24 protein-coding genes are annotated in these 24,542 nt (G+C 60.3%); 16 read left to right on the forward strand and 8 right to left on the reverse strand.

The features are described from left to right. Positions 1-28 precede the first annotated feature (28 nt). The 10 genes from ruvC to ybgF all read left to right on the forward strand — a co-directional run bounded on the left by ruvC (position 29) and on the right by ybgF (position 7,630). Complete coding sequence (gene ruvC / locus OP496_RS02855; protein ID WP_280561920.1) at positions 29-568, forward strand: crossover junction endodeoxyribonuclease RuvC; 540 nt, start codon at positions 29-31, stop codon at positions 566-568. Between the two features lie 80 nt (positions 569-648). Then, on the forward strand, positions 649-1,263 hold the full coding sequence (ruvA, locus tag OP496_RS02860; RefSeq protein ID WP_280561922.1) for a Holliday junction branch migration protein RuvA: 615 nt from the start codon (positions 649-651) through the stop codon (positions 1,261-1,263). A 9-nt stretch (positions 1,264-1,272) separates the two neighbouring features. After that, positions 1,273-2,328, forward strand: coding sequence for a Holliday junction branch migration DNA helicase RuvB (gene ruvB, locus OP496_RS02865; protein WP_280561924.1), 1,056 nt, complete (start codon positions 1,273-1,275; stop codon positions 2,326-2,328). Then, a complete protein-coding gene (ybgC, locus tag OP496_RS02870; protein ID WP_280561925.1) occupies positions 2,325-2,720 on the forward strand; it encodes a tol-pal system-associated acyl-CoA thioesterase in 396 nt (131 codons plus the stop codon). Before ruvB ends, ybgC begins: the two co-directional genes overlap by 4 nt. 39 nt (positions 2,721-2,759) lie before the next feature. Then, positions 2,760-3,449, forward strand: a complete 690-nt coding sequence (gene tolQ / locus OP496_RS02875) for a protein TolQ (RefSeq protein WP_280561926.1) — start codon at positions 2,760-2,762, stop codon at positions 3,447-3,449. A gap of 10 nt (positions 3,450-3,459) precedes the next feature. Next, entirely contained in the window at positions 3,460-3,900 is a 441-nt protein-coding gene (tolR, locus tag OP496_RS02880; RefSeq protein WP_280561927.1) for a protein TolR, read from the forward strand. Positions 3,901-3,909: 9 nt separating this feature from the next. Continuing rightward, on the forward strand, positions 3,910-4,947 hold the full coding sequence (tolA, locus tag OP496_RS02885; protein WP_280561929.1) for a cell envelope integrity protein TolA: 1,038 nt from the start codon (positions 3,910-3,912) through the stop codon (positions 4,945-4,947). After that, a complete protein-coding gene (tolB, locus tag OP496_RS02890; protein ID WP_280561930.1) occupies positions 4,944-6,230 on the forward strand; it encodes a Tol-Pal system beta propeller repeat protein TolB in 1,287 nt (428 codons plus the stop codon). Before tolA ends, tolB begins: the two co-directional genes overlap by 4 nt. Positions 6,231-6,271: 41 nt before the next feature. Continuing rightward, positions 6,272-6,805: a peptidoglycan-associated lipoprotein Pal gene (pal, locus tag OP496_RS02895; protein ID WP_280561931.1), complete on the forward strand. Its 534-nt coding sequence runs from the start codon at positions 6,272-6,274 to the stop codon at positions 6,803-6,805. Between the two features lie 18 nt (positions 6,806-6,823). After that, positions 6,824-7,630, forward strand: a complete 807-nt coding sequence (gene ybgF, locus OP496_RS02900) for a tol-pal system protein YbgF (protein ID WP_280561932.1) — start codon at positions 6,824-6,826, stop codon at positions 7,628-7,630. Positions 7,631-7,701: 71 nt separating this feature from the next. On the opposite strand, the gene OP496_RS02905 is transcribed toward ybgF, so the two are convergent. Together OP496_RS02905 and ubiG are read right to left on the reverse strand one after the other, a co-directional pair. Continuing rightward, complete coding sequence (locus OP496_RS02905) at positions 7,702-8,391, reverse strand: HAD-IA family hydrolase (protein ID WP_280561934.1); 690 nt, start codon at positions 8,389-8,391, stop codon at positions 7,702-7,704. Then, positions 8,388-9,125, reverse strand: a complete 738-nt coding sequence (ubiG, locus tag OP496_RS02910) for a bifunctional 2-polyprenyl-6-hydroxyphenol methylase/3-demethylubiquinol 3-O-methyltransferase UbiG (RefSeq protein WP_280561935.1) — start codon at positions 9,123-9,125, stop codon at positions 8,388-8,390. Before ubiG ends, OP496_RS02905 begins: the two co-directional genes overlap by 4 nt. Positions 9,126-9,405: 280 nt before the next feature. Here ubiG and galU point away from each other — a divergent pair, with 280 nt between their 5' ends. Continuing rightward, a complete protein-coding gene (gene galU, locus OP496_RS02915; RefSeq protein WP_280561937.1) occupies positions 9,406-10,293 on the forward strand; it encodes a UTP--glucose-1-phosphate uridylyltransferase GalU in 888 nt (295 codons plus the stop codon). A gap of 4 nt (positions 10,294-10,297) precedes the next feature. Beyond that, positions 10,298-11,590, forward strand: coding sequence for a nucleotide sugar dehydrogenase (locus OP496_RS02920; RefSeq protein ID WP_280561938.1), 1,293 nt, complete (start codon positions 10,298-10,300; stop codon positions 11,588-11,590). A gap of 70 nt (positions 11,591-11,660) precedes the next feature. On the opposite strand, the gene OP496_RS02925 is transcribed toward OP496_RS02920, so the two are convergent. Beyond that, a complete protein-coding gene (locus OP496_RS02925; RefSeq protein WP_280561939.1) occupies positions 11,661-12,242 on the reverse strand; it encodes a Fe-Mn family superoxide dismutase in 582 nt (193 codons plus the stop codon). Between the two features lie 157 nt (positions 12,243-12,399). Here OP496_RS02925 and OP496_RS02930 point away from each other — a divergent pair, with 157 nt between their 5' ends. The 3 genes from OP496_RS02930 (at position 12,400) to OP496_RS02940 (ending at position 19,181) form a co-directional block, all read left to right on the forward strand. Then, the gene (locus OP496_RS02930; protein ID WP_280561940.1) at positions 12,400-13,212 is read left to right on the forward strand and encodes a hypothetical protein; all 813 of its coding nucleotides are present in this window, start codon (positions 12,400-12,402) and stop codon (positions 13,210-13,212) included. Positions 13,213-13,359: 147 nt separating this feature from the next. Beyond that, positions 13,360-15,174: an autotransporter assembly complex family protein gene (locus tag OP496_RS02935; protein WP_280561942.1), complete on the forward strand. Its 1,815-nt coding sequence runs from the start codon at positions 13,360-13,362 to the stop codon at positions 15,172-15,174. Further along, positions 15,138-19,181 carry a translocation/assembly module TamB domain-containing protein gene (locus tag OP496_RS02940; protein WP_280561946.1) on the forward strand — a complete coding sequence of 1,348 codons (4,044 nt, stop codon included), beginning with the start codon at positions 15,138-15,140 and terminating at the stop codon, positions 19,179-19,181. The genes OP496_RS02935 and OP496_RS02940 overlap by 37 nt, the downstream gene beginning before the upstream one ends. Here OP496_RS02940 and OP496_RS02945 read toward each other — a convergent pair. Continuing rightward, a complete protein-coding gene (locus OP496_RS02945; protein WP_280561949.1) occupies positions 19,150-19,629 on the reverse strand; it encodes a YchJ family metal-binding protein in 480 nt (159 codons plus the stop codon). The two genes, OP496_RS02940 and OP496_RS02945, sit on opposite strands and share 32 nt — an antisense overlap. Before the next feature lie 14 nt (positions 19,630-19,643). Between OP496_RS02945 and msrA the strand changes: the two genes are divergently transcribed. After that, positions 19,644-20,279 carry a peptide-methionine (S)-S-oxide reductase MsrA gene (gene msrA / locus OP496_RS02950; RefSeq protein WP_280561952.1) on the forward strand — a complete coding sequence of 212 codons (636 nt, stop codon included), beginning with the start codon at positions 19,644-19,646 and terminating at the stop codon, positions 20,277-20,279. A gap of 46 nt (positions 20,280-20,325) precedes the next feature. Here the strand turns inward: msrA and OP496_RS02955 are convergent, their stop codons facing one another. From OP496_RS02955 to OP496_RS02970, 4 genes are all read right to left on the reverse strand, one after another. Continuing rightward, positions 20,326-21,354, reverse strand: a complete 1,029-nt coding sequence (locus tag OP496_RS02955) for a hydrolase (RefSeq protein ID WP_280561955.1) — start codon at positions 21,352-21,354, stop codon at positions 20,326-20,328. A 95-nt stretch (positions 21,355-21,449) separates the two neighbouring features. Further along, complete coding sequence (locus OP496_RS02960; RefSeq protein WP_280561957.1) at positions 21,450-22,367, reverse strand: LysR family transcriptional regulator; 918 nt, start codon at positions 22,365-22,367, stop codon at positions 21,450-21,452. 111 nt (positions 22,368-22,478) lie between these two features. Then, positions 22,479-23,543 (reverse strand): oligopeptide/dipeptide ABC transporter ATP-binding protein, encoded by a 1,065-nt coding sequence (locus OP496_RS02965; RefSeq protein ID WP_280561960.1) that lies wholly within the window; start codon positions 23,541-23,543, stop codon positions 22,479-22,481. Next, positions 23,540-24,541 (reverse strand): ABC transporter ATP-binding protein, encoded by a 1,002-nt coding sequence (locus OP496_RS02970; RefSeq protein WP_280561961.1) that lies wholly within the window; start codon positions 24,539-24,541, stop codon positions 23,540-23,542. The genes OP496_RS02965 and OP496_RS02970 overlap by 4 nt, the downstream gene beginning before the upstream one ends. Position 24,542 lies beyond the last annotated feature (1 nt).

The raw sequence follows: 24,542 nt of genomic DNA on the forward strand, positions 1-24,542 counted from the left end.
TCAGTAGCGCCACGGAGATGGTGAGTCGATGATCCTGCTGGGAATCGATCCCGGGTCGCGCATCACCGGTTACGGCGTCGTCGATGTCGCCTCGGCGACGCCACGTTACATTGCCAGCGGCTGCATCCGCATCAAGAGCGACCCACTGGCCCAGAAGCTCGCCCAAGTGTATGCCGGCATCGCCGAGTTGATCGGCGTGCATCGTCCGTATGAAGTCGCCATCGAGCAGGTGTTCATGTCCAAGAATGCCGACTCCGCACTCAAGCTGGGGCAGGCACGCGGCACGGCCATCGTCTGCGCCGCCAATCATGGCCTCGAAGTCTTCGAGTACGCCCCCACCCAGATCAAGCAGGCCGTCACCGGTACCGGCGCGGGAACCAAGGAGCAAGTACAGCATATGGTGACGGCGATGCTAGGGCTCGACGGCACGCCACAGGCCGATGCCGCCGACGCCCTGGCCATCGCCCTGACCCATGCCTACGCCCGACAAGGGCGGACGCCGCAAGCGGGACGTGGACGGCGGCGAAGCGGTTCTCGTCAGCGTTGGCGGGACTTCCGCCCCGACTGAGGCATCGCATGTCGAGTGCTGGTCAGTCGCGAGGCGGATCAGTATAGTGTCAACCCAGTCAATCGAAGGACTCGATGTGCATGATTGGACGCTTGCGTGGCACCCTGCTGGAAAAGCAACCGCCGTGGATCGTCGTCGATGTCGGCGGCATCGGTTATGAACTGGAGACCTCCATGACCACCCTGCTGGCATTGCCGGCGGTGGGCGAAGAGGTTCAGCTCCACACGCATATGGCGGTGCGCGAGGACGCGCATCTGCTGTATGGCTTTGCACGTGGCGAGGAACGCCAATTGTTTCGCGCCCTGATCAAGGTCAACGGGGTAGGGCCCAAGCTCGCCTTGGCGATTCTCTCTGGTATGGATCAGGAAGCCTTCATCCGCTGCGTCATGGAAGACGACAGCAAGGCGCTGACACGTCTACCCGGGGTCGGCAAGAAAACCGCCGATCGCTTGGTCGTGGAAATGCGTGACCGCTTCCCGCATTGGCAGCTCGAGCAAGAAAACGGACTGCATGCGCTTGAGCTGGGTGCCTCACCCGAAGCGCCTGCAGCCGATCCTTTCGCCGATGCAGAATCGGCCCTCGTCGCTCTGGGCTACAAATCTACTGAAGCCTCGCGCATGCTGTCCGGGCTGGACGAAAGCCTCTCCACGGAAGGCCTGATCAAAGCCGCCTTGACACGCAAGATGGCAGGTTAAGGACCACGAATGATCGATACCGACCGTCTGATTGCGGCACAACCTCAGGGAAGCGAGGTGCACGTGGACCATGCCATCCGGCCGCAGCGGCTTGCCGAGTACATCGGTCAGCCCCGTGTGCGCGAGCAGATGGATATCTTCATCAGCGCGGCCCGTCAGCGCGGCGACAGCCTCGATCATACCCTGATCTTCGGGCCACCCGGCCTTGGCAAGACCACGTTGGCTAACATCATCGCCGCCGAGATGGAGGTCGATATCAAATCGACCTCCGGCCCCGCGCTAGAGCGCGCCGGTGACCTCGCTGCCATGCTCACCAACCTGCAAGCCGGTGATGTGCTGTTCATCGACGAGATCCATCGCCTTCCCGCTTCGGTGGAAGAGGTGCTGTATCCGGCGATGGAGGATTATAAGCTCGACATCATGATCGGCGAGGGACCGGCCGCACGCTCCATTAAACTCGACCTGCCCGCATTCACGCTGGTGGGTGCGACCACACGCGCAGGATTGCTCACGTCACCATTGCGCGATCGGTTCGGTATCGTGCAACGCCTGGAATTCTACGCGGTCGATGAGTTGACCGAGATCGTCGTGCGTTCAGCGCAGTTGCTGGGAGTGGAGGCCGACCGTGACGGTGCGGCCGAAATCGCCCGTCGAGCACGCGGCACGCCGCGCATCGCCAATCGCCTGCTGCGACGCGTGCGTGATTTCACCGAAGTGCGTGGCGACGGTCGCCTGAACGAAGAAATAGCCGATCAAGCGCTGAACATGCTGCATGTCGACCGGCATGGCCTCGACCATATGGATCGACGCCTGTTGATGGCGATGATCGAGAAATTCGATGGCGGCCCGGTCGGCGTCGACAGCCTGGCAGCCGCTATCAGCGAGGAACGCGACACGATCGAGGATGTCCTAGAACCGTACCTGATCCAACAGGGGTTCATGATGCGCACCGCGCGTGGACGTGTGGTGACACGTTTGGCTTACGAACACTTCGGCCTGACGCCGACCGATGCCGTTGTCGCGGCGCCGTCGCTTGACGATAAGCGACAGGAGGGTGGTGCATGAGCGCTTTCACGCATACGGTTAAAGTTTACATCGAAGACACCGATGCCGGCGGCATCGTCTATTACGTCAATTATCTCAAATACATGGAGCGGGCACGCAGCGAGTGGTTAAACCACCACGGCCTGACCCAGCGCGATTTGCTCGCACAGGGTATCCAGCTGGTCGTGCATCAACTGGAATGCCGTTATGCCAAGCCCGCCCACCTCGACGACGAACTGCACATCACTGCAGACGTCGTCGAATCCACTGCCTGCCGAGCGACCTTTGCCCAGACAGTGACACGTCGCGGGGAACGACTGTGCGAAGCCCGGGTAGACATCGTCTGCCTTGAGGCTTCTCGGCTTAAACCCGTACGTTGGCCGGATGCGCTGCAACCGCTAATGCACGGATAAACCAAGCGAAACGAACTCTCAAGCGACACGAGGACTGCCGTGAACGACTCCATGTCCATTCCGCATCTGATCATGAACGCCAGCCTGATCGTTCAACTGGTCATGCTCCTGCTCCTGGCTGCCTCAATAGCCTCATGGATCATCATTTTCCAGCGCAGCATCGCATTGCGTCGCGCCGAAAAGGCGTATCGGGATTTCGAGGACCATTTCTGGTCCGGCGTCGATCTCAACGAGCTCTATCGCGACCTGCCCGCTGAACAGGAGTCAGTGGGCGCAGAGCACGTTTTCCGCTCCGGCTTTCGCGAATTCAATCGTCTGATGCCCAAGACCCAAAGCACCGATGCGGTGCTCGAAGGCGTGCAACGGGGCCAGCGCGTCGCGCTTTCGCGTGAAGAAGACCGCCTGCAGTTGCATCTCACTTTCCTCGCCACGGTCGCTTCGGCGAGCCCTTATATCGGCCTGTTCGGTACCGTATGGGGCATCATGGGATCGTTCCAGAGCTTGTCGATGGCACAGCAGGCGACGCTGTCCACCGTGGCGCCCTGGATCGCAGAAGCGTTGGTCGCCACGGCCATGGGGTTGTTTGCAGCGATTCCTGCGGTGATCTTCTATAACCGACTATCCGCCCATGCGGGACGCTTGCTCGGCAAATACGAAAACTTTGCCGAGGAATTCCACGCCATCCTGCACCGTAATCTGCAAGGGCGTAGCGAACGCGAGGCATCCTGAGGGAGGAAGCATGTACGGATCCTATCATCATCGCCAGCGGCGCAAGCCGATGGGCGAGATCAATGTCGTGCCGTTCATCGATGTGATGTTGGTGCTGCTGGTGATCTTCATGATCACCGCCCCCATGCTCAATCAAGGCGTCGATGTCGAACTGCCACAAGTGTCGTCCGATCCCATCGATACCGAGGAGCAAGAGCCACTGATCGTGTCGGTGGATCGTGAAGGGCAGTACTACATTTCCCTGGGAGACGAAGAGACCTCCGTCGCGCTTGATGAACTCGGCGAAAAGGTCAAGGCCATGTTGAGCCGCAACGCGAATACGCCGGTCATGGTGCGTGGCGATCGTAATGTCGCCTATGGTCAGATCGTGACATTGATGAGTACGCTGCAAGGGTCGGGAGTGGGCAACGTCGGGCTGATCTCCGAACCCCCTTCCGGTGGTGAAGAGTGAGGCATCGACATGGCGAAACGTGAACGCCGTGTAGGCTATGGCTGGCCAGTGCTGCTGGCCACTGGCGTGCATATCGCAGCGCTGATGCTCACTATCGTTAAATGGCCTGAAAGCGAGTCCGACCCGACCTCTTCATCGGTGGTCCAGGCGACGCTAGTGCGCGCTGAAACGGCGACTGATCAACCCCAGCAGACCGAAGATTCCACTCCACCCGCTTCTCAGCCGGAAGAAGAGGATGTGCAGGAACCCGAAGAACCGGCGCCTTCGGAATCGTCCGAAGAGCCAGCGTCCGATAGTGACGCCGAGGTAACGGATAGCGCAGTGGAGGAAGCCCAGGCCGAAGCGCAGCGCTTGCAGGAAGAAGCGCAACGCGCAGAGGAGCAGCGAGCCGAAGCCGAGCGGAAACGCCAGGCAGAAGCCGAAGCCGAGCGGAAACGCCAGGAAGCAGCCGAAGCCGAGCGGAAACGCCAGGAAGAAGCAGAAGCCGAGCGGAAGCGCCAGGCAGAAGCCGAAGCCGAGCGGAAGCGTCAGGCAGAAGCAGAAGCCGAACGGAAACGCCAGGCAGAAGCAGAAGCCGAGCGGAAGCGTCAGGCAGAAGCCGAAGCCGAGCGGAAGCGCCAGGCAGAAGCCGAAGCCGAGCGGAAGCGTCAGGAAGAACTTGCCGAGCGGGCGGCTCAGGCTAATGACTCGTCACTGGACAGCATGATCAGTGATGAAGAACAATCTATTGCTAACGCCAAGCAGGCCAGCGAAGCTGCTAATGGCTTCAAGAACCTGGTTCGCCGCTACGTCGAACAAAACTGGAATATACCTTCCAATGCGTCGTCGGAGTTACGCGCCATCGTGCGAATCCAATTACTACCCACTGGCGAGCTGGTAAGCGCCACGATTACACAAAGTAGTGGCAATTCCGTTTTCGACCATTCCGTGATCAATGCCGTCGAAAAGGCGGCACCATTTCGTGAGATGCGCGAACTCGATGCTTCGGTAAAAGGTCAGTTCCGTGAATTCAATCTGGACTTCAACCCAGAGGACATCCGCCGATGAAACGACTCAATCTTTGGGCAGCCGCGCTGCTGCTGACGTTGTGTGCCGGAATGGCGCATGCCGAGCTGACCATCGAAATCACCAAGGGCAGCGACCAGGCCATTCCCATTGCCATCGTGCCGATGGAAGGTGGAGATGAACTGCCGGAAGAGGTCTCGCGCATCGTCGGCAATGACCTGGAACGCAGCGGTCGTTTCAAGCCATTGTCGCGAGATTCACTGATCTCCCGGCCCAGCAGCAGCGATGATGTTCACTATCAGGATTGGCAGCAGTTAGATAGCGAGTACCTGGTGGTGGGCAAGGTCGATAACCAGGATGGCCAGTATCGTATTCAATACGAGCTTCTGGACGTCAATGGTGAAGATCGCATGCTAGGCGAAGTCGTGACCTCCAGCCGCGATCAGTTGCGCGACAGCGCACACTATATCAGCGATCAGATCTTTGAAGAGATCACCGGCATTCGTGGCGCTTTCTCGACGAGCATCGCCTATGTCACGTCCAATGGCGTCGATGACAATATCAAATATGCTTTGAATATCGCCGATTCCGACGGGCACAACAATCAGGAAATCCTCTCCTCGGGTGAGCCCATCATGTCGCCGGCGTGGTCGCCCGACGGTCGCAAGCTAGCCTATGTTTCGTTCGAGACGGGGCGGCCTGCCATCTATGTCCAGAATCTTTCGACAGGGCAGCGTATCCAGTTGACCTCTTTCGAAGGGATCAACGGCGCACCGGCGTGGTCACCGGACGGACGCAAGCTAGCGATGTCCCTTTCCAAGGATGGCCAGCCGGAGATCTACGTCATGGATGTCGGCTCGCGTGATCTCACGCGCCTGACGCATAGCGATGCGATCGACACCGAACCCGAGTGGGCACCGAACGGTCGTAGCCTGATTTTCACCTCCGACCGGAGTGGCAACCCGCAAATTTATCGTTACAACCTGGGCGATGAGCAGGCCCAGCGGATCACCTTCACCGGCAGCTATAATTCACGTGGTCGTTTCAACCCGGACGGTGATGCGATATTTATGGTGACCCGTGACGACGACGGTTTCCACATTGCTCGCCAGGATCTGGATACCGATCGCATGACGGTCCTCACCGATTCCAACTGGGATGAATCTCCCAGTGTCGCGCCGAATGGCACCATGGTAATCTTCGCCACGCAAGAAGGGACCCGCGGTGTATTGGGGGCCGTATCAGACGATGGCAGTGCTTCCTTTCGACTGCCATCGCCGCAAGGAGACGTGCGTGAACCCGCATGGTCACCCTTTTTAGACTAAACCGCGTTAGAGTCATCAGACTTCCAAGCAAGGAGAAAACAATGCAACTCAAACCATATGCCCAAGGTTTCGCCGTCGCCATTTCACTCGCCGTCCTTGCGGGTTGCTCCAGCACCGGAGGCACCCAGGATGGCAGCATGGATGGTACGTCTGGAACAGGTACCGCTGGTTCAGGCTCCGCCTCCAGCCAAGGCATGGAAAGTGGGCAAGGCACTTCGGGAAGCGAGATGAGCGACCGCGATGCCATCCCCGAAGAGCGCACCATCTACTTCGCTTTCGATCGCGACACCATTCGTCCGGAATTCGAATCGGTACTCGAAGCGCATGCTCAATATCTCAAGAATCATCCCAATACCGACGTTGTCCTGGAAGGGCATACTGACGAACGTGGCACTCGCGAGTACAACCTGGGGCTCGGTGAGCGCCGTGCACAAGCCGTCGAGCAGTATCTCAGCGTGGAAGGAGTCTCATCCTCGCAGATCGAAATCGTCAGCTATGGCGAAGAGCGTCCGGCGGCACGCGGCCACGATGAAGAATCGTACGCCCAGAATCGCCGCGTCGTCTTTTCCTACTAAACGTCGCCGGAGTCAGGTATGAAACACGGTCTGAAAAGACTGTGCGGCGCGGGAGCCCTGGTGCTCCCGCTGTCCGTATGGGCTCAACCCTCGGTCGATGATTTGAACGACCAGTCCAGTAGCAGTATCTATAGCCAGACTGCCGCACGTGAAGAATCCAGCGGCGGTGGCGGAAATCTGGCCTTGTTCAATCAACTGCAGGACAGCCAGCGCGAGATCAAGCAATTGCGTGGACAGCTCGAAGAGTTGCGCTACCAGCTCGAACAGCAAAAGAAACTTTCGCAAGAACGTTTTCTGGATCTTGAAAAGCGCGTCGATAATATCGCGTCGCGCTCTGACGCCTCCGGGGCTTCTGCCGGCGTCGATAGCGATGCAGCCGAGTCGGTCACCGGAAACGCCGGTACCAACGCATCGCAAGCCGATAGCGCTCAAGAGGGCACGTCAGCCGACCAGGGACGCGAAGATTATCAGGCGGCTTTCAAGAAGGTTCAGGCGCGCAAGTTCGATGCGGCAATTCAGGCCTTCGAGGATTTCATCGGCGACTACCCGAATTCCGATTTACGTCCCAACGCGCATTATTGGCTAGGCGAGTTGTATTCCGCGCAATCGCAATTGGACACAGCCGCCGATTCTTTCCAGACAGTCATCGATGACTATCCCGACAGCAACAAGGTCGCGGATGCTCTCTACAAGCTGGGATTGCTCAAGGCGCGTCAAGGCCATCCCGATGAGAGCGAGGAACTTCTGAATCGCGTTCGCGACGACTATCCTGATAGCAATGCCGCCGAAATGGCCGAGGACTTCCTCAATCAATCGGACGACTGATAGAGCAACGCCAAGTGCTCAGGGCGCCGCTCACAAGGGGAGTAGCGTCCGCTTTCGCATAGGAGGTGTCGTCAGCCCGAATGCACAGCCATGTCGTTTTCGCCGGGCCAAAGTGCCTGCGTCAAGCTTTCCGGCGTTTCGAACCAACGATCCACCGGCCAGGTGCTCGGGGCCTCCTCGTCGCCGATATAGCCATAACGTACCGCGATGGCCTGCATGCCTGCCGCCCGTGCCGCCTGCATGTCACGTAGATGGTCACCGATGTACCAGCAATCGCCGGGTGCAATGCCCAAACGCCGCGCCGCCTCGAGTAGCGGCGCAGGGTCGGGCTTCTTGAGCGGTAAGTCATCTGCAGCCAGCAATACGCCGTGCGTCAGATTCAGTGCTTCGACCAGCGGCGCAGCATAGGCGCGCGGTTTGTTGGTTACGATTCCCCAGGGGCGATGTGCGCTGTCCCATGCTGTCAGCAACGGCTCCAGCCCAGGAAACACGCGACTGTGCTGCGCAACATCGCGCCCGTAGACCTCAAGCAGAAAGCGCCTCGCCTCATCATGATCGGCATGCGTAGGTGCCAATCCCAGCGCCAGTTCTACTAGAGCGCTGCCGCCGTTCGAGACCTGAGGGCGGATAGTCGCATAAGGCAATGGCGCGAGGCCGTGATGTGTTCGCAAGGCATTAGTGGCTTGTGCCAGATCGGGAGCCGTGTCGACGAGCGTGCCGTCGAGATCGAAAAGCAGCGCCGCCGGCTGGGCGTAGCTCATTGCGCCTCTCCTGTGCCCGTCCATTCCGGCGTGCAATGCATCATGTAATTCACGGACACATCGTTGGCCACCAGGCGATAGCGCTTGGTCACCGGGTTGTAGGTCAGGCCAGTCTGACGACGCACGCGTAAGCCGGCGTCACGGCACCAGGCCGACAATTCCGCCGGGCGAATGAACTTGTTGTAGGTGTGCGTCCCCCGGGGCAATAGCTGTAACACGTACTCGGCACCTAGAATGGCGAACATATACGCCTTGGGATTGCGGTTGATGGTCGAGAAAAATAAGTGGCCGCCGGGTTTGACCAGCGTCGCGCATGCTCGCACGACCGCCGCTGGATCGGGAACATGCTCGAGCATTTCCAGGCAGGTGACGACATCGAATTCACCAGGGTGCTGGGCGGCCATTTCCTCGGCGCTGATCTGGTGGTAGTCGACTGCGACCTCGCTTTCCTGCTGGTGCAGACGCGCGACGGCGAGCGGTGCTTCTCCCATGTCGATGCCCGTGACCCGAGCGCCGCGATGCGCCATCGCCTCGCTGAGAATGCCGCCACCGCATCCCACATCGATGGCGGTCTTGCCCGCCAGATTGGCCTGCTCATCGATGAAGTTCAGGCGCAGCGGGTTGATCTCATGCAGCGGTTTGAACTCGCTTTCAGGATCCCACCAGCGGCTGGCAAGCGCTTCGAACTTGGCGATCTCGGCGTGATCCACGTTGTTACCGAACGTTTCGCTCATGGGGCTTCCTCTTGGAGAAATGATCGAACCGATGCCGCGGCATACGTATCGAAATCGAATGTCTATATATGTCGTCACGTGCCGGCACGCCAATAACGCACATTCTACAATGTTACGCGCGGATGTTGAGGGGCGCATTCCGCCAACCTCGAAATGCTAGACAGTGCGAACCTCTTTGTCTGAATACCATCAAAAGAATGCCGAATCGGTGGCGCCGCCACGCTTTTCACTATGGCATACTGCCGACACTCGACCCTAGAACGCTAAGGAAGGACTCCTCATGATCAAGAAGGCCGTACTCCCCGTCGCTGGACTCGGTACGCGTTGCCTACCTGCCTCCAAGGCCATTCCCAAGGAAATGATCACTATCGTCGACAAGCCGGTCATTCAGTACGTCGTCGAAGAGGCGGTGGCCGCCGGCATCAAGGAAATCGTGCTGGTGACGCACTCCAGTAAAAGCGCCATCGAGAACCACTTCGACAAGAACTTCGAGCTCGAGGCGATGCTCGAGGCCAAGGGCAAGGATGAATTACTCGCCGAAGTGCGCAACATCGTCCCAGAGGATGTGAGCATCATCGCCGTGCGCCAGTCGGTCGCCCTGGGGCTTGGGCACGCCGTACTATGCGCGCAGTCAGTGATTGGCGACGATCCGTTTGCCGTGCTGCTGCCCGACGTGCTGGTAGATGCCGGCAATCTATCGCAGAACGATCTGGCCGGCATGATCGCGGCTTACGACAAGAGCGGTCAGGCACAGATCATGGTCGAAAACGTGCCACAAGAGATGACCCACAAATATGGGATCGTCGCGCTCGAGGGCGAGACACCGGCCCCCGGTGATAGCGCACCGCTGACGGGCATGGTCGAAAAACCCAAGGTGGAGGAAGCACCTTCCAGCCTGGCGGTGATCGGGCGTTATCTGTTGCCGGCCGCCATCTTCCCATTGCTGGCTGAAACCAAACCCGGTGCGGGGAATGAGATCCAGCTTACCGATGCCCTCGAGGTCCTTCGCCAGCAGCAGGGCGCCGAAGCTTATCGCATGCGTGGCAATACCTACGATTGCGGGCATCAACTAGGCTACCTGGAAGCCACACTGGCACTCGCCAAGCGTCATCCCCAGTATGGCGAAGGCTTCCGCTCCCTATTGAGCCGTTACGCAAACGAGGGCTGATGCCATGCGCGTGAACGTGTATGGAAGCGAGCTATCGGCGGGCGTGGCAGCGGCAGCGCTTTCCTCGGTGGGGCACCAGGTCGACTGGTGCCCGCATCCCGAATTGCCCTGGCAACGTCTGGAGCATGCCGAATGGTTGCTTCGCGAACCGGGACTCAAGTCCCAGATCGATGCAGGGTGTCGCTCGGGCCTGCTACGCCTGGTCGATACGCCCGCGCGGGAAGATATCGAGATTCATTGGCTGGCGCTGGCTCCGGACCAACGTGAATCTGCGGAAGCCTATGTGGCCGATATCCCCGCAGCGCAAAGCACTCCGCTGGTGATCGTCAATAATTCGACGTTTCCGGTCGGGCACACCGAACGCCTCGAGGCGTTGCTTGGCCATACCGGCCAAACGGCAGTCGCCTTGCCGGACATGCTGGAAGAAGGCCGTGCCTGGGAAACCTTCACCCGCCCGGCACGCTGGTTGCTAGGTAGCGAAGATAGCCAGGCCACTGCCCAGGTACGCGAGCTGCTGCGTGCCTTCAACCGGCGCCAGGACGTCTTCCAGCTCATGCCGCGCCGCGCTGCGGAGCTCGCCAAACTGGCGATCATCGGCATGTTGGCGACACGCATCAGTTATATGAACGAATTGGCAGGCCTGGCCGACTCCCTGGATGTCGATGTCGAACACGTACGCCTGGGAATGGGCGCCGATAGCCGTATCGGTTTCGAGTACCTGTATCCCGGCTGTGGCTTTGGCGGTCCCAGCTTCTCGCGTGATCTCATGCGGCTGGCCGATGTTCAACATGCCTCCGGTCGCGAGTCGTTACTGCTCGAGCATGTCCTCGACATCAACGAGCAGAAGAAGGAGACGCTGTTCCGCAAATTCTGGCACTACTTCCATGGACAGCTCTACGAGCGGCGCGTCGCCATCTGGGGAGCGGCGTTCAAGCCCGGGACCACCCGCATCGACCAAGCGCCGGTGCTCACCTTGATCGATGCGCTGTTGGCGCAGGGCGTTAACGTCAGCATTCACGACCCCGAGGCGTTGCCGGCACTGTGTGAACTCTACGAGCAGCATCCTCGCGTACGCTTTTGCGACGATGATTTCTACGCCGCTTGCGAGGGAGCGGATGCTCTGATGCTGGTCACCGAGTGGAAATGCTACTGGAACCCCAATTGGCGCCGCCTGAGCGAACTCATGATCACGCCATTGATTCTTGATGGCCGCAATATTTACGATCCCGATTATGTTGCGGCACGTGGCTTGATCTATCGGGGGATCGGTCGGCGAGCGGATCCGGTCAACGCCTGAAGGACATACGCCCCCTCAACGCGGGGCGTGCATGATACGCGTCGACGTCAGAGCTTATCTCGCTGGGTGATCAATCATTGAAGTTCTGGGCGATGAAATCCCAGTTGATGACATTCCAAACGGCATCCAGGTATTTGGGACGCGCATTGCGATAATCGATGTAGTAAGCATGCTCCCAGACATCGATGGTCATCAGCGGCGTCTGGCCGTGCACGATAGGGCAGTCGGCATCGTCGGTGTTGCTGATGTCCACCCCGCCGTCGGCGGTCTTGATCAGCCAGGTCCAGCCAGAGCCGAAATTACCCGCCGCCTTGGCATTGAACGCCTCCTTGAACTGCTCGAAGGAGCCGAACGTCACCTTGATCGCATCGCCTAGCGCGCCCTTGGGTTCGCCACCACCGTGCGGAGAGAGACAGTGCCAGTAAAAAGTATGGTTCCATACTTGGGCCGCCTGATTGAACAGGACGCCGGAAGCCGATTGAATGATCTCTTCGAGCGACTTGTCGTCGTCGGCGGTGCCCTGGGTCAGCTCGTTGAGCTTGTTCACGTAGGCTTGATGATGCTTAGCGTAGTGATACTCCAGTGTTTCGGCGGAGATATACGGTTCGAGCGCGTTTTTTTCATACGGCAGGGCGGGTAGTTCAAAGGCCATGGTGTTCTCCTTTTGCTAAAAAACCTTACAATACCAAGCATCTGCGTTCTCAACGGCGCCCGGCATCTTAGCACCGGCCCCGGTAAGCGCCAATTTCGCCACACCCGTGGATGCGCCAGGGTATTGATACATAACGTAGTCGAGACGAGAGCCGAGCATGTCTGAACGACCGGAAGGAACACGTCAGGAACCGCGTATCGTACCCGAGCGCGATACCGATCCCATCGCCGACAGCCGTCCACGCCCTGCCGGCAAAGGTACGCGGCGTCGACGCTCACGCGTCTGGCCACTGTGGTGTCTGACGTTACTTCTCATCGTCGCCTTGGTGGGGATCGCGAGCTTTTACTGGCAAGAGCGTCAAGCCTGGCAGGTGCGGTTTTCCAACCTCGAAGCACGTCAAAACACCTTGACCGATCGCCTCGACGCCACGGGCAGTTCGCTGGATGCCTCCGGCGACAGCCTGCGCGATGAACTGGACCGGCTGCGCTCCGAATTGGACTCCTCCCGTGCCGTGATCGGCAATCTGGAAAACAAGGTTAGCGAACTGGAGGAAGGCACGGGATCGAGCAGCGCCCTGAAGAATTTACGCGAGACGCAAGGCACGCAGCAAACGCTCATTGCCGCCCAGCAAGCCTCACTCAAGGCCCTGGAAAGCACCGGCGAGGATGCGCGCGCTACCTTGTCGTCACGCCTGGAGTCACTCTCCTCGCGTCAGGAAGAGCAGGGCAGTGGGCTCGAGACGCTGACACAGCGTCTCGAGGGACTGGCCGACACACGGCAGGCCCGTGGCGAAACGCTTGACGACCTGCAAGACAACCTCGACGATCTGAGCGCTCGGCTCGCATCACTATCAGGTGACCACGATGAAGTCGCCAATGAGGTCGCTAGCATTCAGGACGACTTACGGGAACTTCGCCAGGGACAATTGGCTCTCAATGCCAATGTGGAAGCACTTTCCGCTTCTCAGTAATGCCGCCGTCGACTAATTACGCGATCTCACGACAAGGATTGAGTCATTGGAAATCAGCCGAGATCAATGCCCGGGGGTTATCGCCCCTCCACGGATGGACGTTGTCGATCAACAACGCCGGAGAGGCTGACCTCGATGCGCCACTCCATGACACGGCGCATCCTGTGGGGAGCGGCATTGAGTATCGTCACGTCCGGCGCTTATGCGCTGGACGCGTCCGTTGAGGGACTCGAAGGCCCCGCTGCTGACAATATCGTCACCTTCCTGCGCGCGATCGATACCCAGAACATCAGCGAAGATCGTCTGGACAGCGAGGTCCGCGATCGCACCCAACGGGCATTGCGTGCCTTCGGCTATTACTCACCCCAGATCGAAACAGTGTATCCCGACGGAACGTTCGATGCCGATGCCGTTATTACCATCGACCCCGGTCCACAGACACATATCACTCAGCTCGACGTGGGCATCGATGGCGAGGCCCACGATGACAGCGCCTTTCAGCGCGCACTCGATCAAGTGGCGCTCAAGGAAGGCGATGCATTACGCCATGATCGCTACGAAAGCGCCAAGAGCCGCTTCTCCACATTGGCGCTCGCGCGCGGCTATTTCGATGCCGGTTTTACCCAACGGCGGATGGAAGTGCGCCCCTGGGAGTCAAGCGCTCGTATCTTCCTGAGGATGAATAGCGGGCCGCGTTATCATTTCGGCAATATCCGTTTCTCGGGGAGCCAGATCGAAGAAGATCGCCTGCGCCGCATGTTACCGTTCGAGGACGGTGATCCCTACCTGGCCGGGCAACTGGCCGAGTACAACCAGCGTCTGGGGAAAACCGACTGGTTTCGCGGCATTGCCGTGCGTCCTCGTATCGACAGCGGCGGGCGTGGCGCGAATAGCGGACAATGGTGGCAAGAAGCCACCGGGCGCAGACCGCCTTTGACGAGTGGCCCAGGGTTTGCCGCCGTGCGCCGACTGCATGGCCAGCAGCGCACCGATGTGCCGGTCGATGTCTCTGTGATTCCCGCCGACCGCCATCAGTTCGAAACCGGAATCGGCTACGCCACCGATGTAGGGCCACGCGTTCAATTCAGTTGGGACATGCCCTGGCTCAATGATCGTGGCCACAGCCTCTCGAATGCCTTGTACCTCTCGGGTCCCGAACAGCGCTTCGACGGTGAGTATCTGATACCGCTGGCAGACCCGCTACGCGATAACTACCGCCTAGGCTACGGTCTGCGCAAACTCGACAACGAGGACACACAAAGTTTCGAGAGTTCGGTCGAGTTGGCACGCCGTTGGAAATTCGATGACGACTGGGTGCAAGAGCTCTATTTTCGTACCACATACGAGGATTTCACCCAGGCGGATCAGGACGAACAAGTCCTGCTGCTTTATCCCGGGATCAGTTGGACCCGTAATCGAACGCGGCAACCCAATTTTCCCATGTGGGGTGATCGGCAGCGGTTGGCGCTGGAAGTCTCCGATCCCAAGTGGGGGTCGGACGCGCGCTTTGTGCGCACGACGTTCGACTCACAGTGGATTCGCTCGCTGGGCCAGAACAATCGCTTCGTCGGCCGCGTGGGCGGTGGCGCCATGGCGACTGACACCTTCGACAAGATCCCTCCGTCACTGCGTTTCTTTGCCGGGGGCGATCAAAGCGTGCGCGGCTACAGCTACGAGAGCCTGTCGCCGGAGAATGACGACGGCGAACTACTCGGGGGCCAGCACATGCTGACCGCCAGCGCCGAGTACCAGCGACGGGTTACCGGCAACTGGTGGGGAGCAACGTTCATCGACACCGGCAACGCCTTCGATGAATGGTGGCCCGAGGAACTCAAGACCGGTGCGGGTATCGGTGTGCGATGGATTTCGCCTGTGGGCCCCGTACGTTTCGATATCGCCCATCCTTTCGACAATGAGGAGGACGCGTGGCGTCTGCACTTCGCCATCGGACCGGAATTCTGATCCGTGCACTGATTTATGTACCGCTGTGGCTCTTGGGACTGGTGTTGTTGTTGCTCGGGGTGGCCTTGTCGCCCTGGGGGACCGCGTGGCTGGCCGATCAGGGCCAGTCACGCGGCTGGTACGAAGTCGATGGGGTAGAAGGGGCACCGCTGGACACGCTGACGTTACGTGGCCTGCATCTCGATCTCGGCTCTCTCATCCTCGATGTCGAGCGCTTGCATCTGAGCTGGGCCGACGATTGTCTGCTGGACGGCAAACTCTGCCTTCAAGGGCTGCAAGTCGAGGGCGCACACATCATCTTGGCATCCAGCAACGCGAGTGACGATGCCCAGCCTGATGCATCGTCCAGCGGGGGAATGCCCACGCTCTGGTTTCCGTTCCCCATCGAGATACGCGCCCTCGGGCTCGAGGACGTACGCGTCGATCTGGCCGATGGCACGCAAGTGCACTGGGATGACTTCACCACCGGTGCGCGCGTCTCCGGCAAAGACCTCACATTACTGCCCACCCGCCTGGAGGGGGCACAACTATACCTGCCTTTGAGCGAGGGGCAGCGCCTGACCCAAGGGATGGCATCGCCGAGCATTCCTGCAGGTACTATCGATGCGGCCTCACAGGCGGCGGTGGGCAGCTCTGCCGAGGAAAACGCCTCCCATGACGCGTCTGCAACCAATGAAGCGCCTGCGGTTGATAACAAGACAGCCGATACCGATGACGAACAACGCCGCTTGGCATTGCCTGAGATCGACTTGCCGCTCGATATTCGCGCTCCAAGTCTAGTGGTCGACGACTTCCAGTTGCATGGCGCGACGTCCTACCATCTGACGCGAGCCACGCTGTCGCTTTCCAGCGAAGGCAGCGATGTCGCCATTCATCGGTTGCACGTGCTCAGCGATGACGGTGAGGCGGAGCTTGCCTTGCAGACTAATCTGAGCGGCGACTACCCCCTCCATGGCAGCTTGGACGCGCACATCGCGCGTGCCCCGTTGGCCGGTCAGCGGGCCGAGTTGACGTTGGATGGCTCCCTGGCCGATCTGGCGCTCGACCTCGACGCCAGCGGCCCCGTCACGGCCACGCTGAAGGGCACGGTCGATGCGCTCGCTCCGACCTTGCCATTCAATCTATCGCTCGATGCCAACGATATCACTTGGCCGCTGGCGGGCACGCTCACCGCGCCTGAGCTCACGGCGCGAAGTCGTCTCGACGCCGCCGCTGTGTCGGCAGCGCAGCACGTAGGCGCAGGCAAGGCAGACTATCGGCTCGACACGCTCCAACTCGACGCCGATGGCTCGCTGGAGGATTATCGCATCGCACTCGACTTGACGGCGCGCGGGGACGGCCTTCCCGAAAGCCGGTTGACGCTCGATGGCCGTGGCGACGCCGCGCACTTTGCCTGGTCACCGCTCACGCTCCAGGCCGAAGGCGGCACCTTGAGCGGTCGTGGCCAAGTGGACTGGTCCTCGGCGCTATCGGTGGAAAGCGATCTCCAACTCGACAAGCTGCCCGTGGGCGCCTTCACTGAGGCCGTCGAGGGGATGCTCAACGGTAAGGCGCGCGTCGGCTTCGACATGCAGCCTCAAGGCTGGCGGCTGCGCATACCGCAGTTGGCCATCGACGGGACCTTGCAAGACAGAGCCCTACGTTTGAATGCCAAACTCAGTGGCAATAGCCAGATGCAATGGGCGATCGACCAGCTCGACCTTCGCCAAGGCGATAATCGCATCACTGCGGAAGGCAACATCGGGGAGCGTCTGGACCTGCGCAGTCGCATTGAGGCGCCGCAGCTCTCTACGCTTTGGCCCAGGCTCGGTGGCACCTTGCAGGGCGATCTCGACGCCCAAGGCTCGCTCGAATCGCCACGTCTCGATCTCGACATGTCTGGAGAAGCGCTGCGCTATCAGACGCAACAAGTCCAGTCCTTGTCGCTGAAGGCGCATAGCGAAGGGATCGACGACCCGCGTGTGAATGCCGACGTGTCTATCGAAGGACTCGAGGCCGGCGGCCAACGTGTCGATGCCTTGAGCCTCGCGCTGGGTGGGCATCTGTCCCAGCACACGCTGAAACTCAATGCTCAACTGGGAAGCGGCCTGCCGCTCTCACAGGCGGGTCTCACGCTCGACGGTCAGTACGACGCAGACGCTCAGCGCTATCGCGGGTCGCTGGCGCCCCTCGAGCTGGCGACTCAATACGGCGATATCGCGCTCGATGACGCGCTGGAATTCAATGCCGATATTGCCGCCCAACGCGTGACACTCTCACCGTTCTGTCTGGTTCGCCAGCAGGGCGGCGAGGCGTGTCTCGTCGACCAAGCGCGACTCTCCGCCGATACTGGCGACGCGTCGCTGGCCTTGCGCGACATTCCCATGGACCTGCTTGCCGACAAGCTGCCGTCCGGCTGGCACGTGGACGGCGATACCCAGGGCGAGGCCAATCTGAGTTGGCAACAGGCGGGCCAACAGTGGCACGCCGAGGGTCAGATCGATAGCCAGCTGGACGTCACCGGCGAAGATGCGCGTGGCAACCCCTGGGAACTGCCGGACAGCCGCCTTGCGGTGAGGTTCGATGCCACGCCATCTCGCGCCGATACACGGCTGACACTCGATCAGGGCGATACCGGGCAATTGGCGCTGACGCTGGGTATCGACGATCCGCTGGGTGACGCCGCCTTGGAAGGGCGCCTGCAGGTCGATGACGTTGCCTTCGCGCCGTATCGCGCACTCGTCGAAGGTTTATCCAACCTCGAAGGGGCACTCGCCGGTGATGTCACCTTCGCTGGAACGTTGCGTGAGCCCGCGCTCGATGGCGAACTGACCGTCAAGGGCGTAAAAGCACGTGGCGCGGCCATTCCCGTGGCGATACGCGATGCCCGTCTGGGCATTGACTTCGCTGGACAACGCGCCGACGTCGAAGGGTTTGTGGCCGGTGAGAAAGGGCAGCTTAACCTGGATGGCGAGGCCGACTGGCAGGCCCCATCAGCCTGGCAGGCACGTTTAGGCATTGAGGGGCAGGACAACCCGCTGGAGGTCAGTCTGCCGGATTTCGGGCGCTTGCGTGTCGCCCCGGACTTACGTGTCGACGCCAATCCAGACCGCTTGCAAGTACGCGGTGATGTCGATGTGCCCTGGGCGCGCCTAGAGGTGGGCAAGATTCCACCCTCCGCCGTGGCACCGAGCAGCGACGAGGTCATCATCACGCGTGAGGAAGATGCCGCCCAGCAAGAAGCCGCAGCCTCGGGCGAGCAGGGTGAAGCCACGGCCCAAGCACTTTCTGAGGCCGGCATGGCGTTGGATATCAGCGTCATGCTGCATCTCGGTCCGGACATGAGCCTGGAAGCTTATGGCCTCGAGTCACAATTGGAAGGCCAACTCGAAGTGCGCCAGGGCAGCGGGCCGGTACAGTTGTTCGGCGATGTCAACTTGGTCGACGGCAGTTATACCGCATTCGGACAGGATCTGATCATTCGCCAGGGGCAGATTCTCTTCAGCGGGCCGGCATCCCAACCGCGTCTGCAATTCGAGGCGATTCGCAATCCCGACACCATCGAGGACGACGTGACCGCAGGTCTACGCGTCACGGGCCGGGCGGAAAGCCCGCAATTGAGCATTTTCTCGGAACCCGCGATGTCGGAAAGCCGGGCTCTTTCCTATCTGCTTAGAGGCCGAGCCCCGGGTGACGACGGCGGCGATGGGGCGCTGACCTCGGCGCTGATCGGGCTCTCGCTGTCGCAAAGTGGGCGCGCCGTGGGCCAACTCGGCCAGGCATTCGGGGTCGATGATTTAAGTCTCGACACCTCGGGCTCGGGCGAGGATAGTCAGGTCGTCGTCAGTGGCTATGTCTTCGATGACTTGAAAGTTAGCTACGGCGTTGGCATTTTCTCTCCCATTGCCGAGTTGACACTGCGCTACCGACTGATTCAGAACCTGTATCTGGAGGCGGTATCCGGCGCGGCTCAAGCACTCGACTTGATCTATACCTTCAGCCTCGGGCGCAGCAGCGCTTCGCCTTGAGGCCACTGCCGCAGGGACACGCGGCATTGCGGCCGATGTCACGGCGACGCCACTGGGTGTCGCCGTCGACATAGAACCACTGGTCGGCATGAGTGACGAACCGAAAGCGGCTAGTTTCGGTAAGGCGCTGAAAGCCATCGGTGTCGATGAAATCGGCACTAAACGTTACCGTGCCTTTCTCGCCTTGTTGGGTGCTGTCATGGATGATCAGCTTCAGCCAACGTGCTGTGTTCGTGGCCAGAGAGTCGCGGGTAGGGCATGTGGCGGGATCCCAGGTAGCGATCAACGCGTCGTACGCATCGTGCGCGAAAGCGCTATAGCGTGCTCGCATCAGCGCCTCGGGTGTCCTGGCGCGGCGCGGGTCCTCATGGATCGGCGCGCAGCATTCATCGAAGCGCCGTGGCTGCCCACAGGGGCAGGTGTTGGACGCTTTTTTACTCATCGTCATGCGAGATTTTCCCTATGTGGCCACAAGAATCGCTCGAGCTTCCCACGCCGGAAACGGCACTCGAGGGGCGTGATACGCCTATACGTATCAGCGGCACTCATTATGTCAACGGTCGCTCGATGTTGTCGCCGTTCCCGGAAGGGCATGAGGAAATCGTGCTAGGGCTTGGTTGTTTCTGGGGTGCAGAGCGTCTGTTCTGGGAAATGCCGGGTGTTTACGTGACAGCGGTGGGTTACGCTGGCGGCTATACGCCCAACCCGACCTACGAGGAAGCCTGCACTGGGCATACCGGACACGCCGAGGTAGTCCATGTCGTGTTCGACCCCACCGAAATCGGATTACCCGAATTGCTGCGTGCTTTCTGGGAAGCGCACGATCCGACGCAAGGCATGCGCCAAGGCAATGACATCGGCAGCCAGTACCGGAGCGTCATCTACACCACGGATGAGCTACAGCGCCCACTGGTCGACAAGAGCTGGCAAGAATACGACCAGGCCCTTCGTCAGCAAGGGTTGGGGAATGTCACCACGGAAGTCGCACCGCTCGAGGTCTTTTATTATGCGGAAGAGTACCACCAGCAGTATCTGGCCAAGAATCCGGCGGGATATTGCGGCCTCAAGGGCACAGGAGTGGCTTGCCCGGTGACGTGAAGGGCCAGGCCTCTTACCCGCCCCTCTCCTGAAAGCTTGACGAGCATCAACCGTCGGGACCCGCCGCCAGCGAGCGGTGGGGAGCCAAATGCGCGGCCCAACATTCCAATTGCCATGCGACACGCCGTGCCAGCCAGGAGCCGAGTCGGCCCTGGCGTGACTCGACAAAGCCGACATGCCCGCCTTGGCGGGCGATTTCCAGGCGTACGGCATCGGCTGGAGCCGGCAGCCGAGAGAACAGGTCGGCGGGCATGAAGGGATCGTCTGCGGCATGCAGGATCAAGGTCGGCAGTTCTATGTCGTCCAGCAGACGACCGGCGGAAGCGCGACGATAATAGTCACTGGCCGACTGAAAACCGTGTAAAGGCGCCGTGACGGCGTTGTCGTACGCCCAGAACGTCTCCAGGCCTGCGAGCTGTCGTGCGCTGAGCGTGATCGGCAGGGGGCCAGCCAACAGTTTGGTGGTGACCTTGCGTTTGAGGGCGTGGAGCAGGTGACGCTGATAGACGCGAGAAAAGCCGCGGTTGAGCGCATCGGCGCTGGCTGCCAGATCGAGTGGCGCACTAATGGCAATGGCCCCGGCCAGATCGAGGCCGTCGCCACCTTGCTCGGCGACCAATTTGAGAAGCATGTTGCCGCCCAGCGAGACACCGGCCGCGACCTTGATGGCGCGTGGATAACGTAGCGCCAACTGCCCAATGACCCAATAGGCATCCGCCGTATCACCCGAATGATAGGCCCGGGCAAGCCGGTTGGGCGCCTGCCCACAGCCACGAAAGTGCATCAGAACCGCCCGCCAGCCCATTTCACTCGCCGCGCGCATCAGCTCGCGTGCATACGGTGAGTCGAACGAGCCTTCCAAGCCATGAAACAGTACGAACACCGGTGCGTCCGCTCGCGTAGGGGCCGGCAGGGCCCAGGCCAGCTCGACGAAGTCGCCATCGGGCAAGTTGATGATTTCCGTTTCACGCTCAAGCGAGGGCAAACGGAGAAAGCGAGGCAGCAGGGTCTGCACATGGCGATTACCCAACCCTCGTGGCGCGCAAAAATCGGCGCAAAACAGCGTGCGTGACATCGGCGTTGCTCTTACGAATCTATCTGTAGCTTAGGCGCTGTCTGCAAAGTCGGCGAGCGAATGCCTAACGCGTTGCGCTTGCTCGGCAAGTACATTCAGGCATTACCGTACGTTGCCTCGAGTTGTTGCCATAAACCGGGCACACCGGGGTGACGTGAATCCTTGCGGACGTACAAACGCAGATCCAGCGGGACATCCCAACGCTCATCGCCGGCGCGCACCAATTCGCCATTGGCCATCGGCGTAATCACGCTGCGCTGCGGCAGCCATCCAAGCCCGTAGCCTTGTACTACCAGCTCGCGAATATTAGTGGCTTGCACACTTTCATTGAGCGTATTCAGGTAGACGGCATCCGGCTGGCGGCCAAGGTGCGCCTCGAGCGCGGCCGCCATCAATCCGCGTGGATGAAAGGCAATCAGCGGTTGGGGCTGACGGCGCGTTCCTGGCAACGAAAAGCGTGAACGCCCCTCGGTATCGGGAGCGCTCACCGGAACGAGTCGCTCTTCGCCCAGACTCAGATATTCAAGCTCACTCATCTCAATATCGAGAGCGATACGTCCATGCGGCCAGTAAAAAAGTGCTAAATCACATTCGCCGCGTTCCAGTCCATGCAGATAATCACCGATCAACCAGCTCGTGGCGCGCAAGTAAGGCGATATCGCCGGTGTCAGGCCGTGCTGATCGAGCCAACCGGGCAGGAAGTTCGACACCAAGCTCTGCGGCGCGGCCAGCAGGATGCGCCTGGCTTCATCGGCTGCAATCGACTGCAAACGGTCACGCGTCAATCGCACGCGCTCGGTGATCTGCTCGCAAAGCGCTAGAAACTCCTCGCCGGCGGGCGTCAGACTCAACGGCAGCGTTTGGCGGTTGATCAAGGTGGTCCCCATTTCCTCCTCGAGCAGCTTGATACGCCGCGAAAAAGTCGGTTGGGTCACATTCTGGGCATCGGCGGCCCGGGAAAAATGGCGTTCCCTGGCCAGCACGATGAAGTCTTCGAGCCAGCGAATTTCCATCTTCAGACGCCATCCATCATCGTTGACGCCGCACGCCAGCCGAGGCGCACGGCGTCGCCCCGTTACGCTCAGGTAAACGGGGCACCGCAAGTATTTTGCTCCACAATACGCTCAGAGTCGGCCTTCCTCGACCGCATGACACGCCACCTGGTTGCCATCGTCGGTGACGATGAGCTGGGGTACCTCCTGGCGACAGCGCTCCATGGCGTGCGAACACCGGCCATGAAAGACACACCCCGAAGGAAGGTGAACCGGCGTGGGCACTTCGCCGGAAAGGCGTACATGCTCGGGGCGGTCATCTTCGAGACGGGGAATCGCCGAGAGCAGCGCTTGCGTATAGGGATGCTTGGGGCTCGCGAACAGCGAACGCGTATCGGCCAGCTCACACACCGTGCCCAGGTACATGACCGCCACGCGCGTGCCGAAATGCTCCACGACCGCCAAGTCATGGGTGATGAAGAGATACGTCAGATGACGTTCGGCCTGCGCGTCCATCAGCAGGTTGAGCACCTGTGCCTGGATCGACACATCGAGCGCCGAGATCGGCTCGTCAGCGACGATGAACTCAGGGTCGACGGCCAACGCTCGGGCAATCGCGATCCGTTGGCGCTGACCACCGGAAAACTCGTGCCCGAAACGCTTGCCCCATTCCGGGTCGATGCCCACCGACGCCATCACGTCGGCCACCTTGTCCTGAACCTGCGGTGTCGTCCAGTTCGGGTGATGAAAGCGCAGAGGTTCTTCCAGCGTCTGTTGAATCGTCATGCGCGGGTTAAGCGAGGCATACGGATTCTGGAAGATCATCTGCATACGCTGGCGATAGGGCAGTAGCCGCTTGCCACGCATGTTATCGATACGCTGACCGTCGTACGTAATCTCCCCGGCGCTGGGGGACAGTAGCCCCATGACCAGGCGCGCCACGGTAGACTTGCCACAGCCGGACTCGCCGACCACGCACAAGGCTTCGCCTCGGTGAACGCTGAGGTCCACGCCGTTGATGGCATGCACCTGCTCATTGCGTCGCACCAGGCGGCCTTTTTCGAAGTGCAACTGTTCGAGAAATCCGTCGGCTAGCGGGAAATACTTGTACATCCCGCGAATCTCCAGCAGGGACTCGGCCTCGGCGTGGGACTGAGACGCGATCACGGATGATGCTTGGGCGGTAACGGCGTTCATGAGGCCTCCTTGGCGAGCATGTCACGCACCATGTGGCACGCGACCTCGCAATTCCCCGAGGTGACGAACTCGGGGACCTCTTCAAGGCAATCGCGGCGCGGCTGTCCCGAAGCGTCGTAACGATATTGGCAACGCGGATGAAATGCGCAACCGCTCGGCGTATTGGCGAGTGATGGCATCGAGCCGGGGATTTGATTGAGCCGGCCACCGGGCGTGGTCATCTGGGGCAGGGCATTGAGCAACCCCTGCGTGTAGGGGTGCTGGGCATCGTTGATGATTTCGCGCGTCGGTCCTTGCTCGATGACGCGCCCTGCGTACATGACCAGCGTACGCTGGGTCATCTGGCTGACCACTCCCAAATCATGAGTGATCAACACCAGTCCCACGTTGTGCTTCTCGCATAGCTCACGCAGGAGCGTCATGATTTCGGCTTGAATCGTCACATCCAACGCCGTGGTGGGCTCGTCGGCGACGATGATATCCGGATCCAGCAGGAGCGCGATCGCAATGATGATGCGCTGGCGCATGCCCCCGGAGAGCTCGTGAGGATACTGATCCAGACGCGTTTCCGGCGATGGAATATAAACCTGCTTGAGCTTGTGTAGGGCAATGGCGCGCGCTTCGCGTGTCGAGATGCGCCGATGCGCCTTCAGGCTCTCGACCATTTGCTCGCCAATGGAAAGCACGGGGTTGAGCGTCATCATCGGATCCTGAAAGATCATCGAGATCCGGTTGCCGCGCACACGACGCAGATCGCGTGCCGACATTCGCGCCAAGTCGTTTCCCTCGAAGCGAATGCTGCCGTCGGCGATATACCCCGGCTTGGCGATAAGATTGAGCAAGGTGAACGCGGCCACCGATTTGCCCGCGCCGGATTCGCCGACAATGCCCAGGCGCTCGCCGCGATCCAGTGTAAAGCTGACGTCACGCAAGGCGCGCACCTCACCTAGGCGCAAGGCGAAGCGCACATCGAGATTGGAAACTTCGAGTAAGGCCATA

Source organism: Chromohalobacter sp. 48-RD10, assembly GCF_029889785.1.
Taxonomy (GTDB): Bacteria; Pseudomonadota; Gammaproteobacteria; order Pseudomonadales; family Halomonadaceae; genus Chromohalobacter.

Coding starts and splice junctions, on each gene's coding strand:
- ruvC (WP_280561920.1), top strand. CDS start 29: ATGATCCTGCTGGGAATCGATCCCGGGTCGCGCATCACCGGTTACGGC.
- ruvA (WP_280561922.1), top strand. CDS start 649: ATGATTGGACGCTTGCGTGGCACCCTGCTGGAAAAGCAACCGCCGTGG.
- ruvB (WP_280561924.1), top strand. CDS start 1,273: ATGATCGATACCGACCGTCTGATTGCGGCACAACCTCAGGGAAGCGAG.
- ybgC (WP_280561925.1), top strand. CDS start 2,325: ATGAGCGCTTTCACGCATACGGTTAAAGTTTACATCGAAGACACCGAT.
- tolR (WP_280561927.1), top strand. CDS start 3,460: ATGTACGGATCCTATCATCATCGCCAGCGGCGCAAGCCGATGGGCGAG.
- tolA (WP_280561929.1), top strand. CDS start 3,910: ATGGCGAAACGTGAACGCCGTGTAGGCTATGGCTGGCCAGTGCTGCTG.
- tolB (WP_280561930.1), top strand. CDS start 4,944: ATGAAACGACTCAATCTTTGGGCAGCCGCGCTGCTGCTGACGTTGTGT.
- pal (WP_280561931.1), top strand. CDS start 6,272: ATGCAACTCAAACCATATGCCCAAGGTTTCGCCGTCGCCATTTCACTC.
- ybgF (WP_280561932.1), top strand. CDS start 6,824: ATGAAACACGGTCTGAAAAGACTGTGCGGCGCGGGAGCCCTGGTGCTC.
- OP496_RS02905 (WP_280561934.1), bottom strand. CDS start 8,391: ATGAGCTACGCCCAGCCGGCGGCGCTGCTTTTCGATCTCGACGGCACG.
- ubiG (WP_280561935.1), bottom strand. CDS start 9,125: ATGAGCGAAACGTTCGGTAACAACGTGGATCACGCCGAGATCGCCAAG.
- galU (WP_280561937.1), top strand. CDS start 9,406: ATGATCAAGAAGGCCGTACTCCCCGTCGCTGGACTCGGTACGCGTTGC.
- OP496_RS02920 (WP_280561938.1), top strand. CDS start 10,298: ATGCGCGTGAACGTGTATGGAAGCGAGCTATCGGCGGGCGTGGCAGCG.
- OP496_RS02925 (WP_280561939.1), bottom strand. CDS start 12,242: ATGGCCTTTGAACTACCCGCCCTGCCGTATGAAAAAAACGCGCTCGAA.
- OP496_RS02930 (WP_280561940.1), top strand. CDS start 12,400: ATGTCTGAACGACCGGAAGGAACACGTCAGGAACCGCGTATCGTACCC.
- OP496_RS02935 (WP_280561942.1), top strand. CDS start 13,360: ATGACACGGCGCATCCTGTGGGGAGCGGCATTGAGTATCGTCACGTCC.
- OP496_RS02945 (WP_280561949.1), bottom strand. CDS start 19,629: ATGACGATGAGTAAAAAAGCGTCCAACACCTGCCCCTGTGGGCAGCCA.
- msrA (WP_280561952.1), top strand. CDS start 19,644: ATGTGGCCACAAGAATCGCTCGAGCTTCCCACGCCGGAAACGGCACTC.
- OP496_RS02955 (WP_280561955.1), bottom strand. CDS start 21,354: ATGTCACGCACGCTGTTTTGCGCCGATTTTTGCGCGCCACGAGGGTTG.
- OP496_RS02960 (WP_280561957.1), bottom strand. CDS start 22,367: ATGGAAATTCGCTGGCTCGAAGACTTCATCGTGCTGGCCAGGGAACGC.
- OP496_RS02965 (WP_280561960.1), bottom strand. CDS start 23,543: ATGAACGCCGTTACCGCCCAAGCATCATCCGTGATCGCGTCTCAGTCC.
- OP496_RS02970 (WP_280561961.1), bottom strand. CDS start 24,541: ATGGCCTTACTCGAAGTTTCCAATCTCGATGTGCGCTTCGCCTTGCGC.